At 68.3% G+C, this 11,088-nt stretch carries 8 protein-coding genes and 2 pseudogenes; 3 read left to right on the forward strand and 7 right to left on the reverse strand.

All coding sequences use genetic code 11. The features are described 5' to 3' along the window. On the reverse strand, positions 1-2,883 hold the full coding sequence (uvrA, locus tag ACRVYW_RS12650; protein WP_431805100.1) for an excinuclease ABC subunit UvrA: 2,883 nt from the start codon (positions 2,881-2,883) through the stop codon (positions 1-3). Positions 2,884-2,976: 93 nt separating this feature from the next. Continuing rightward, positions 2,977-3,396: a MarR family winged helix-turn-helix transcriptional regulator gene (locus ACRVYW_RS12655; protein WP_431805114.1), complete on the reverse strand. Its 420-nt coding sequence runs from the start codon at positions 3,394-3,396 to the stop codon at positions 2,977-2,979. Positions 3,397-3,506: 110 nt separating this feature from the next. On the opposite strand from ACRVYW_RS12655, the gene ACRVYW_RS12660 reads away from it, so the two are divergent. Next, the gene (locus ACRVYW_RS12660; protein WP_431805101.1) at positions 3,507-3,743 is read left to right on the forward strand and encodes a hypothetical protein; all 237 of its coding nucleotides are present in this window, start codon (positions 3,507-3,509) and stop codon (positions 3,741-3,743) included. Positions 3,744-3,788: 45 nt separating this feature from the next. Here ACRVYW_RS12660 and uvrB read toward each other — a convergent pair whose 3' ends face one another. The 5 genes and pseudogenes from uvrB to ACRVYW_RS12685 all read right to left on the reverse strand — a co-directional run bounded on the left by uvrB (position 3,789) and on the right by ACRVYW_RS12685 (position 10,030). Beyond that, positions 3,789-5,870: an excinuclease ABC subunit UvrB gene (uvrB, locus tag ACRVYW_RS12665; protein WP_431805102.1), complete on the reverse strand. Its 2,082-nt coding sequence runs from the start codon at positions 5,868-5,870 to the stop codon at positions 3,789-3,791. Between the two features lie 273 nt (positions 5,871-6,143). Beyond that, positions 6,144-6,737: a dephospho-CoA kinase gene (coaE, locus tag ACRVYW_RS12670; protein WP_431805103.1), complete on the reverse strand. Its 594-nt coding sequence runs from the start codon at positions 6,735-6,737 to the stop codon at positions 6,144-6,146. A gap of 72 nt (positions 6,738-6,809) precedes the next feature. Further along, on the reverse strand, positions 6,810-8,258 hold the full coding sequence (gene rpsA, locus ACRVYW_RS12675; protein ID WP_431805104.1) for a 30S ribosomal protein S1: 1,449 nt from the start codon (positions 8,256-8,258) through the stop codon (positions 6,810-6,812). 183 nt (positions 8,259-8,441) lie between these two features. Further along, complete coding sequence (locus ACRVYW_RS12680) at positions 8,442-9,464, reverse strand: cation diffusion facilitator family transporter (protein ID WP_431805105.1); 1,023 nt, start codon at positions 9,462-9,464, stop codon at positions 8,442-8,444. A 41-nt stretch (positions 9,465-9,505) separates the two neighbouring features. Then, positions 9,506-10,030 (reverse strand): annotated as a pseudogene (locus ACRVYW_RS12685) (YchJ family protein). Here ACRVYW_RS12685 and ACRVYW_RS12690 point away from each other — a divergent pair. Together ACRVYW_RS12690 and ACRVYW_RS12695 are read left to right on the forward strand one after the other, a co-directional pair. Continuing rightward, positions 10,029-10,556, forward strand: a complete 528-nt coding sequence (locus ACRVYW_RS12690; RefSeq protein ID WP_431805106.1) for a hypothetical protein — start codon at positions 10,029-10,031, stop codon at positions 10,554-10,556. The pseudogene ACRVYW_RS12685 and the gene ACRVYW_RS12690 overlap by 2 nt on opposite strands. Then, positions 10,544-11,088 (forward strand): annotated as a pseudogene (locus ACRVYW_RS12695) (hypothetical protein); the annotation flags it as partial. The gene ACRVYW_RS12690 and the pseudogene ACRVYW_RS12695, both read left to right, overlap by 13 nt.

Raw genomic sequence — 11,088 nt, forward strand, 5'->3', positions numbered from 1 at the left:
TCAGCCCGCCTTGCGCGCCGGTTCGACCGCCAGCACCTCCGCGAGGAACGCGCCGGTGTGGCTGCCTTCGACCTGCGCCACCTTTTCCGGCGTTCCGGTGGCCACGATCTGGCCGCCGCCCGATCCGCCCTCCGGGCCGAGGTCGATGATCCAGTCGGCCGACTTGATGACGTCGAGGTTGTGCTCGATGACGATGACCGTGTTCCCCTTGTCGACGAGTCCGCCGAGCACTTCGAGCAGGCGCGCGACATCCTCGAAGTGCAGGCCGGTCGTCGGCTCGTCGAGGACGTAGACGCTGCGCCCGTTCGAGCGGCGCTGCAGCTCGGTCGCAAGCTTGACGCGCTGCGCCTCACCGCCGGAGAGCGTCGTGGCGGACTGACCGAGGCGGACATAACCGAGGCCCACGTCGACGAGCGTCTTGAGGTAGCGGTGGATGGCCTGGATCGGCTCGAAGAACTCCGCCGCCTCGGAGATCGGCATCTCGAGCACCTCGGCGATGTTCTTGCCCTTGTAGTGGACGCTCAGCGTGTCGCGGTTGTACCGCTTGCCGTGGCAGACCTCGCAGTCGACGTAGACGTCGGGCAGGAAGTTCATCTCGATCTTGATCGTGCCGTCACCGGAGCACGCCTCGCAGCGCCCACCCTTGACGTTGAAGCTGAACCGGCCCGGCTGGTAGCCGCGCACCTTCGCCTCGGGCGTCTCGCTGAACAGCGTGCGGATGCGGTCGAACACGCCCGTGTACGTCGCCGGGTTGGAGCGCGGGGTGCGGCCGATGGGCGCCTGGTCGACATGCACGACCTTATCGAGGTTGTCGAGGCCCGTGACGCGCGTGTGCTTGCCGGCGACGCGGCGCGCCCCGTTGAGCTTCGTGGCGAGCACTTCGTACAGGATGCCGTTGACGAGCGTCGACTTGCCCGACCCGCTCACTCCCGTGACAGCGGTGAGGACGCCGAGGGGGAACTCCGCGGTGACGTTCCGGAGGTTGTTCTCGCGCGCGCCGACGACAGTGAGCATGCGCTTCTTGTCGATCTTGCGTCGCTTCGCGGGGGTCTCGATCGCGCGCCGACCGCTGAGGTACGCGCCCGTCAGCGAGCGGTCTTCCGTGAGCAGCGAGGCGAGCGGCCCGGAGTGGACGACCTCTCCCCCGTGCACGCCCGCGCGCGGACCGATGTCGACGATCCAGTCGGCGGCGTGGACGGTCTCCTCATCGTGCTCGACGACGATGAGCGTGTTCCCGAGATTCTTCAGGTGCACGAGCGTCTCGATGAGGCGGCGGTTGTCGCGCTGGTGCAGGCCGATGGACGGCTCGTCGAGGACGTACAGGACGCCGGTCAGCCCCGACCCGATCTGTGTCGCGAGACGGATGCGCTGGGCTTCGCCACCGGAAAGCGAGCCGGCGGATCGGCTGAGGCTCAGGTAGTTGAGGCCGACCTGGATGAGGAAGTCGAGGCGGGCGCGGATCTCGCGGAGCACCGCTGCCGCGATCTTCGCCTCGCGCTCGGTCAGTTCGAGCTCGTCGAAGTACGCCTGCGCGTCGCCGAGGCTCATGCGCGAGGCATCCGCGATCGACTGGCCGTGCACGAGCACGGCGAGCACCTCGGGCTTGAGGCGGTCGCCGCGGCAGACCGGGCACGGTACCTCGCGCAGGTACTCGGCCCAGCGCTGACGTTGCGAGTCGCTCTCGGCCTGGGTGTACTGGCGTTCGATGTAGGGGACGACGCCCTCGAAGCCCGACGAATAGCGCATCTCGCGGCCGTAGCGGTTCTTCCACTTGACCGTGACCTTGTAGTTCTCACCGCGGAGTACGGCATCCTGCACGTTCTCGGGCAGCTCTCGCCACGGGGTGTCGAGCGAGAAGTCGAGATCGTCGGCGAGACCGATGAGGAGCCGCTCGTAGTACTGGTACAGCCCCTTGCCCTGCGTCGTCCAGGGGATGATGACGCCCTCGTTGATGGAGAGCTCGTCGTCGCCGAGCATGAGCTCGACATCGACGGACATACGGGTGCCGAGTCCCGAGCAGGCGGGGCACGCACCGAACGGGGCGTTGAACGAGAACGTCCGCGGCTCGATCTCGGTGAGCTGCAGGGGGTGACCGTTCGGGCAGGCGAGCTTCTCGCTGAAGTTCTGCCACGCGTCGTCGCCCTCTTCATCGACGTAGTTCACCTGCATGATGCCGCCGGCGAGGCCGAGGGCCGTCTCGACCGAGTCGGTGATGCGGCCGAGGATGTCGGGGGCGGCGACGAGACGGTCGACGACCACGGCGATGTCGTGCTTGTAGCTCTTCTTGAGTGCGGGCGGCTCGGCCAGCTGGATGAGCTCGCCGTCGACGACCGCACGCGCATAACCCTTGGCCGACAGCTCCTTGAAGAGGTCGACGAACTCGCCCTTCTTCTGGGTGACGACGGGCGCGACGACCTGGTAGCGCGTCCGCTCGGGGAGCTCCATCAGCTGGTCGGCGATCTGCTGCACGGTCTGCCGCTGGATCTGCGCACCGCATTCGGGGCAGTGCGGCACGCCGATGCGCGCCCAGAGGAGGCGCATGTAGTCGTGGATCTCGGTGATCGTGCCGACCGTGGAGCGCGGGTTGCGGTTGGTCGACTTCTGATCGATCGAAACGGCAGGCGAGAGCCCCTCGATGAAGTCGACGTCGGGGCGGTCGACCTGGCCGAGGAACTGGCGCGCGTAGGCGCTCAGGGACTCGACGTAGCGGCGCTGTCCCTCGGCGAAGATCGTGTCGAACGCGAGGCTCGATTTGCCGGATCCGGACAGCCCCGTGAACACGACCATCGCGTCGCGCGGGATGTCGAGATCCACGTTCTTGAGGTTGTGGACGCGGGCTCCGCGGACGCTGAGCTTCGAGGAGGCGACGGGGACGATAGGCACCCCTCAAGTTTAGGCGGGGGCTCCGACACGGCGGCCCGGATGCGCTGAGGGCGAAGTGGGCACGGGCCGGGCGGGTGCCGTCGGCGCGCGCAGTCAGGCCGGTCGGCGGCCCGCGAATGGGGCGAGGCCGTCGCGGACGGCGACGATCTGCGCCTCGATCATCCCGGTGGCGGCCATCACCGCCGCGGGCACGTCGAGCGCACGTTCGCGCAGGGCCTCCCCCGCGCGGGTGAGCGCGAGGTCGAGCACCCGTTCGTCGCCGGCGCGGCGGGAGCGGGTGATGAGCCCCTGCGCCTCGAGGCGCTTGACGAGCGGCGACAGCGTCGCCGATTCCATGGCGAGGTCGTCGGCGAGTTCGCCGAGCGCCCGCGGCGCGCGCTCCCAGAGCGCGAGCATGACGAGGTACTGCGGGTGGGTGAGCCCCAGCGGCTCGAGGATCGGCCGGTAGATCGCGACGACGTTCCGGGCTGCCGTGACGAGCGCGAAGCAGAGCTGGTTGTCCAGGCGCAGCAGATCGTCGCGCGGGTCGGAGGTCGTGGCGGAGGTCGTGGCGGAGGTCGTGGCGGAGGTCGTGGCGGAGGTCACGGCATCCATTCTATGGATTCGTTAGTACACTAACGATCATGACGGACAAGGGTCGACAGCGACCGCCTCTGCGCGAGCGGGTGCGCGCGGCGGGCGGCTGGTACTCCTACTGGAACAGCCGGCTCATCAGAGTCGCCGGCCCCGCCTCGGTCGGCCCGTACGACACCGAGCCCGAACCGGTGCGCACCGAGCGTGCGTGCCCGCTGTGCGGTGCGGCGATGTCGCGCCACAGCGTCGATCGCTCAGGGCCGAAGCCCCTCCTGCACTGCCCGTGAGCAGCGGGCGGCCGTAAACCGGCCGCCGGGAGGCGGGTCGGGTGATCAGGCGTGCCCGGCCCGCTCCATCGCGCGCAGCTCCTTCTTGAGGTCCTGCACCTCGTCGCGCAGGCGCCCCGCGAGCTCGAACTTGAGCTCGGACGCCGCGGCGAGCATCTGCGCGGTGAGGTCTTCGATCGTCGCCTCGATCTGGTTCGCGCCCTCGGCGGCCAGTCCCTCACGCCGCAGCTGCGGCGTCGGCGACTTGCCCTTGCCGGACTTGTTCTTGGCCGTCGCCTTGCCGCTCAGCATGGCCTGCGTGTCGGAGGCCTCACGCGCGAGCGCGTCGGTGATGTCGGCGATCTTCTTGCGGAGCGGCTGCGGATCGATACCGTGCTCCGTGTTGTACGCGATCTGCTTCTCGCGGCGCCGGTCGGTCTCTTCGATCGCCGAGCGCATCGAGTCGGTCATGTTGTCGGCGTACATGTGCACCTCACCCGAGACGTTGCGGGCCGCGCGGCCGATCGTCTGGATGAGGGAGGTGCCGCTGCGGAGGAACCCCTCCTTGTCGGCATCGAGGATCGCGACGAGCGAGACCTCGGGCAAGTCGAGGCCCTCGCGCAGGAGGTTGATGCCGACGAGCACGTCGTAGACGCCCTGACGGAGCTCGGTGAGCAGCTCCACCCGGCGGAGCGTGTCGACGTCGGAGTGCAGATAGCGCACGCGGACGCCGTGCTCCCCGAGGAAGTCGGTCAGCTCCTCGGCCATCTTCTTGGTGAGAGTCGTCACGAGCACACGCTCGTCGCGGTCGACGCGCACGCGGATCTCCTCGAGGAGGTCGTCGATTTGCCCCTTCGAGGGCTTCACGATGATCTCCGGGTCGACGAGGCCGGTCGGGCGGATGATCTGCTCCACCACGCCGTCGGCGATCCCCATCTCGTAGCGTCCGGGAGTCGCCGAGAGGTACACGGTCTGCCCGACGCGCTCTTTGAATTCGTCGAAGCGCAGCGGGCGGTTGTCCATCGCGCTCGGCAGCCTGAACCCGTGGTCGACGAGGGTGCGCTTGCGGGAGGCATCCCCTTCGTACATCGCGCCGATCTGCGGAACGGTCACGTGCGACTCGTCGATGACGAGGAGGAAGTCGTCGGGGAAGAAGTCGAGGAGCGTGTGCGGCGGCTCACCGGGCTGGCGACCGTCGAGGTGACGCGAGTAGTTCTCGATGCCCGAGCAGAAGCCGAGCTGCTGCAGCATCTCGAGGTCGAATGTCGTGCGCATGCGGAGGCGCTGCGCCTCGAGGAGCTTGCCCTGGCCCTCGAGCTCCTTCAGCCGCTCGCCGAGTTCGTGTTCGATCGTGCCGATCGCGCGATGCACCGTGTCGGTGCCGGCGACATAGTGGGATGCCGGGAAGATCGGCACGCTGTCGAGGCGCTGCACGATGTCGCCCGTCAGCGGGTGCAGCATGTAGAGCGCCTCGATCTCGTCGCCGAACAGCTCGATGCGCACGGCGTACTCCTCGTACACCGGGATGATCTCGATCGTGTCGCCGCGGACACGGAAGTTGCCGCGCGAGAAGTCGACGTCGTTGCGGTTGTACTGCATCGCGATGAACTTGCGGATGAGGGCGTCGCGGTCGTACCGCTCCCCCACTTGCAGCGCGACCATCGCCCGCAGATACTCCTCCGGCGCGCCGAGGCCGTAGATGCACGACACGGTGCTCACCACGACGACGTCTCGGCGGCTGAGAAGCGAGTTCGTCGTCGAGTGGCGCAGCCGCTCGACCTCGGCGTTGATCGAGGAGTCCTTCTCGATGAAGGTGTCCGTCTGCGGGACGTACGCCTCGGGCTGGTAGTAGTCGTAATAGCTGACGAAGTACTCGATCGCGTTGTTCGGCATGAGCTCGCGGAACTCGTTCGCGAGCTGTGCGGCCAGCGTCTTGTTGTGCGCCATCACGAGCGTCGGCCGCTGCACCTGCTCGATGAGCCAGGCCGTCGTCGCCGACTTTCCGGTTCCCGTCGCGCCCAGGAGCACGACGTCGGTCTCACCCGCGTTGATGCGCGCGGCGAGGTCGGCGATCGCCTGCGGCTGGTCGCCGCTCGGGGCGTACTCGCTGACGACCTCGAAGGGTCGGACGGATCGCGTGGTCTGCATCCCTCCAGAGTAGGCGGGGCCACCGACACGGGGTCGGGTGTTCACCGTCGGCGCACTCGGGCGGGATGCCGAGGACGCTCAGATCTCGTCGTCGTCGCCGGACTCGAAATCGCCCATGGCGAAGTCGTCCCATTCGAACTCGGGGTCGGACCGCTGCGCTGCGTCAGGAAGGTGGGGCATGGTCGTCTCCGATCTCCGGATGGCGCTCAGGTCATGCCGACAGGCTACCGAGGCTGCGTGAACGCACCGTTGCGGCGCGGTGACACCTCCGTGTCAGCGCAGGCGTTCCCAGAGCGCGTCCGCCTGGGCGAGGGTCTCGTCCAGCGTGCCCGAGGTGTCGATGACGACGTCGGCGATCGCGCGGCGCTGCTCGTCGCTCACCTGTGAGGCGATGCGCGCGGCGGCATCCGCTTCGGTCAGCCCGCGGAGCGCCACCAGCCGCGCGGCGCGTTCGGATGTCGGGGCGTCCGCGACGACGATGAGGTCCCACGGGTCGTCGACACGCGCCTCGACGAGGAGCGGGACGTCGTAGACGACGACGGCGTCGGCATCCGCCGCGAGCGCCTCGGCGAACCGGCGCGCGGACTCTTCGCGGACGGCGGGATGCACGATTGCGTTCAGCCGCGCCAGCGCGGCGTCGTCGCCGAAGACGATCGCTCCGAGCGCGGCGCGATCGAGCGAGCCGGTGTCGCCGAGCAGATCGGCGCCGAACTCGGCGGCGATGGCGTCGAGGACGGGCGAGCCCGGCTGCTGCACGTCGCGGACGATCGCGTCGGCGTCGACGATGACCGCACCGTGATCGGCGAGGCGACGGGCGATGGTGGACTTTCCGGAGGCGATGCCGCCGGTGAGCGCGACGAGAGGCATGGATGCGAGCCTACCGACGCCGAACGGGGCCGGAACCCGAAGGCTCCGACCCCGTTCAGATGGATCAGCGGATCAGCGACCCGACAGCTTCTCGCGGAGCGCGGCCAGCGCCTCGTCGTCGGCGAGGGTGCCGCTCGACGCGCTGTCCGAGGAGAACGACGACGCGCCGGTCTCGACCGGGGCGGCAGCCTCGGCCTCGAGCGCCTTCGCGACGGCGACCTTGTGTGCCTCCCAGCGAGCCTGGGCGGCGGCGTACTCCTGCTCCCACTTCTCGCGCTGAGCGTCGAAGCCCTCGAGCCAGGCACCCGACTCGGCGTCGAAGCCCTCGGGGTACTTGTACTCGCCGTTCTCGTCGTACTCGGTCGTCATGCCGTACAGCGCCGGGTCGAACTCGGTGCCGTTGGGGTCGACCGACTCGTTGGCCTGCTTGAGCGACAGCGAGATGCGGCGACGCTCGAGGTCGATGTCGATGATCTTGACGAAGACCTCTTCGCCCACCGACACGACCTGCTCGGCGAGTTCGACGTGCTTGCCGGAGAGCTCCGAGATGTGCACGAGGCCCTCGATGCCGTCCGCGACGCGCACGAACGCACCGAACGGAACGAGCTTGGTGACCTTGCCCGGCGCGACCTGACCGATCGCGTGGGTGCGGGCGAAGACCTGCCACGGGTCCTCCTGCGTCGCCTTGAGCGACAGCGAGACGCGCTCGCGGTCGAGGTCGACCTCGAGGATCTCGACGGTGACCTCCTGGCCCACCTCGACGACCTCGGAGGCGTGCTCGATGTGCTTCCAGCTGAGCTCGGAGACGTGCACGAGGCCGTCCACGCCGCCGAGGTCGACGAACGCACCGAAGTTGACGATCGAGGAGACGACGCCCTTGCGGACCTGACCCTTGTGCAGGTTGTTGAGGAAAGTGGTGCGCGACTCGGACTGCGTCTGCTCGAGCAGGGCGCGGCGCGAGAGCACGACGTTGTTGCGGTTCTTGTCGAGCTCGAGGATCTTCGCCTCGATCTCCTGGCCGAGGTACGGCGTGAGGTCGCGGACGCGGCGCAGCTCGATCAGCGACGCGGGCAGGAAGCCGCGGAGGCCGATGTCGACGATGAGACCACCCTTGACGACCTCGATGACCTGACCGGTCACGACGCCGTCGTTCTCCTTGATCTTCTCCACGTCGCCCCACGCGCGCTCGTACTGCGCGCGCTTCTTGGAGAGGATGAGGCGGCCTTCCTTGTCCTCCTTCTGGAGAACGAGGGCTTCGACCTCGTCGCCGACCTGGACGACCTCGTTCGGGTCGACGTCGTGCTTGATGGAGAGCTCGCGCGAGGGGATGACGCCCTCGGTCTTGTATCCGACGTCGAGGAGGACCTCGTCGCGGTCGATCTTCACGACGGTGCCTTCGATGAGGTCTCCGTCGTTGAAGAACTTGAGGGTCTTCTCGACCGCGGCCAGGAAGTCTTCAGCAGATCCGATGTCGTTGATGGCGACCTGCTTGGTGGCCGGGGCGGTCGTTGCGGTAGTCATATAGTGGGTTGTCCTTGGGTGGTCGGGGTGTCGGGCCGAGTCCCGTCCGAACGCGCGAGGCGAACGGATGCACGGGGCTGCAGCGGTGGATTGTTCGTTCGATGTCGTGCACGCAGGCCGAAGCGGCCACACGCATGACATTTCATGATATCAGAGTCCGCCGGGCCTCTGCCGCGCGGAGGATCAGCCGACGAGCGGGTCCGCGGGGTGCGCGGGGTCGAGCGCCGGCGCCCCCGGCCGCGACAGCGTGAGCACCACCCAGGCGACGTTCTTGCTCGCGCCGATCTCGTCCTCGACGGCGTTGAGCGTCGCCGCGACCTCGTGCTCCGCGAAGTCGCCCATGAGATCGACGGCGGCGACGATCATCACCTTGCCAGGGCCCGAGTACTCGATGTGGAGGTAGGTGACCTGCGCCACGGACGGGTGGTCGAGGAGTCTCTGGAGCACGGCGGCGCGCAGCACGGGGTCGATCGACACCCCGACGAGGAACCGACGGTTCTGCCGGATGAGCACGATCGCGACGATGCCGAGCAGCACGCCGACGAGGATCGATCCGATCGCGTCCGGCACCGACGAGCCGGTGACCTGATGCAGCAGGATGCCGAGGAAAGCGATGACGAGACCGATCAGCGCCGCGGCATCCTCGAAGAACACCGCGCGTAGCGTCGGGTCGGACGTGCGCATCACGTGGTCCAGGACGTCGCGGTGCGATTCGGCGGCCTGGCGTCGCGACTGTCGGAGCGCCTGCAGGAACGATATTCCCTCGAGCACGAACGCGACCGCGAGCACGATGTAGGAGATCTCGAAGCGCTCCGCCGGCTCGGGATCGATCAGCTCCTGGATGCCGTGCATGATCGACACCCCGGCACCGACCGCGAACAGTCCGAACGCGGCGAACAGCGACCACACGTAGGCCTCGCGGCCGTAGCCGACGGGATGCGTCGGGTCGGCGGGCTTCACGCTGCGGCGCGCTGCGATGTAGAGGAACACCTCGTTCCCGGCATCCGCCCACGAGTGCGCCGCCTCGGCCACCATCGATGCCGCGCCGGTGAGGAGTGCCGCGACCGTCTTGGCGATCGCGATCAGCAGGTTCGCGCCGAGCGCGATGAGCACCGTGAGCATCGACTCCGGGGCGGCGTCCTCGGTGTCTTCGGTCTCGGAGGCGGAGGCGACGGCGGTGGACCGATCGGGACGGAGGGGCGACATATGCTCAAGCTACGCCCGCGCAGGCCCGGGATGCCGCAGTGTCAGCGATCTCCGTGGTCGAGGATGGCCCCGTCGAGGATGTCGCCGTCGAGGTAGAACCAGCGCCCGCCCGCGTGGCGGAAGCGGCTCCTCTCGTGGAGCGAGCCTCTCTCGCGGGTAGCGGTGTCGGTCCAGTGGGCGTCGAACTCCACGACACCGCGTCGGTCGCCCACGCCCCCGTTCTGCGTGTCGATGATCTCCAGCCGATCTCAACGCAGGGATGAGCCGGCGAGGTCGAGGTCGTCGGGCGCGGTCGCCGGATGCCACGTCGCCCGGAGGTGCGCCGCGTCGCCGAGCGAGAACGCAGTGAAGCGCGACCGCATGAGCTGTTCTGCGGTCGCCGCCGGCTCACCCGCGAGGAGCGGCCCGCAGCATTCCCCGAAGGCTCCGCCGCCGCACGGGCACGGGGCGTCGGCCGGAAGCGCGCGGCCGCGTTGCGCGGCGGCTCCGAAGGACATGGGACCAGCGTAGGCGTCTGTGGATAACCCCGGTCGATGTCGGATGCCTCTGGCTACGGTATGGACCATGCGACGACAGCACCGATGGGCGATGACGGGTGGAGCGCTGCTCCTCGCCGCGGCGCTGACCACCGCTTGCTCCCCCGAGCCTGCACCCACACCGACGCCGACGGGGTTCGCGTCCGAGGAGGAGGCGTTCGAGGCGGCGGAGGCGACCTATCGGGCTTATGTTGATGCCGCGAATCAGGTCGACCTCAGCGAGCCGGCGACTTTTGAACCGGTGTATGCAACGTTGTCCGGTGAGGCTCTCGATGCGGCAAAGACGAGCTTCACTCAGATGCACGCTGACGAATGGGTCGTGGACGGGCAAAGCGTCGTGAAGCAAATCGTCCCTGAGCGACTGGGGCAAGACAGCGTCAGACTATCCATCTGCGTGGATGTAGGGAGCGTAACGCTGGTGGACAGCACCGGGGCTTCGCAAGTTCAGGACCGGCCCCAGGAACAAGCGTTGGCTGCAATCGTCGACAACGATGATGGGAGCTGGTCCATCAGCTCCTTCTCTGGCCGAGACGGCGACCCAGAATGCAAACGTTAGTCGTCTCGGCCGCGTTGATCGTTCTCGGCCTGTCGCCCACGGTGGGGCTCCCCGCAACGAAACCTCCTTGCGCCGATGGGCTGGGGTGGTCTACCGACTGCCCGGCGGTCGCGAACGACGGCGCCGCCGTCGAGATCAGCGCGACGCGCCCCGGCGGTGGAGGCGATACGAACCGGGAAGATGGATTCGTTGATTCAGGCCAGGGCGGCCTCATCACAGACCCGTACGTCCCCTACGTCCCGCGCCCGGGAGACCCGGTCCCGGTCGAGTGCCCCGCGAACGACCCGAACCTCTGCGAAGAGTTCGTCGCACCGCCCACCGACCCCACCCCGGCGACCATCACCCCGACCCTGTCCGACGTCGCATCCTTCGCCCCCGCATCCCTCCCGCTCGTCGACGAACCGGACGGGGTCGGGATCGTCGGGATGCCCGTGAACTTCGTCGTCGACGCCGCAACGCACCAGCAGGACGGCACCCTCCTCGGCTCCCCCCTCACCGTCCGCTTCACCCCCACCGCGGTGATCTTCCACCG

The organism is Microbacterium sp. bgisy203, assembly GCF_965345155.1.
Classification (GTDB): domain Bacteria; phylum Actinomycetota; class Actinomycetes; order Actinomycetales; family Microbacteriaceae; genus Microbacterium.

Bases quoted from the DNA above. Each gene is read 5' to 3' on its own strand.
- ACRVYW_RS12660 (WP_431805101.1), top strand. From the start codon at position 3,507: ATGACGGACAAGGGTCGACAGCGACCGCCTCTGCGCGAGCGGGTGCGC.
- uvrB (WP_431805102.1), bottom strand. From the start codon at position 5,870: ATGCAGACCACGCGATCCGTCCGACCCTTCGAGGTCGTCAGCGAGTAC.
- coaE (WP_431805103.1), bottom strand. From the start codon at position 6,737: ATGCCTCTCGTCGCGCTCACCGGCGGCATCGCCTCCGGAAAGTCCACC.
- rpsA (WP_431805104.1), bottom strand. From the start codon at position 8,258: ATGACTACCGCAACGACCGCCCCGGCCACCAAGCAGGTCGCCATCAAC.
- ACRVYW_RS12680 (WP_431805105.1), bottom strand. From the start codon at position 9,464: ATGTCGCCCCTCCGTCCCGATCGGTCCACCGCCGTCGCCTCCGCCTCC.
- ACRVYW_RS12690 (WP_431805106.1), top strand. From the start codon at position 10,029: ATGCGACGACAGCACCGATGGGCGATGACGGGTGGAGCGCTGCTCCTC.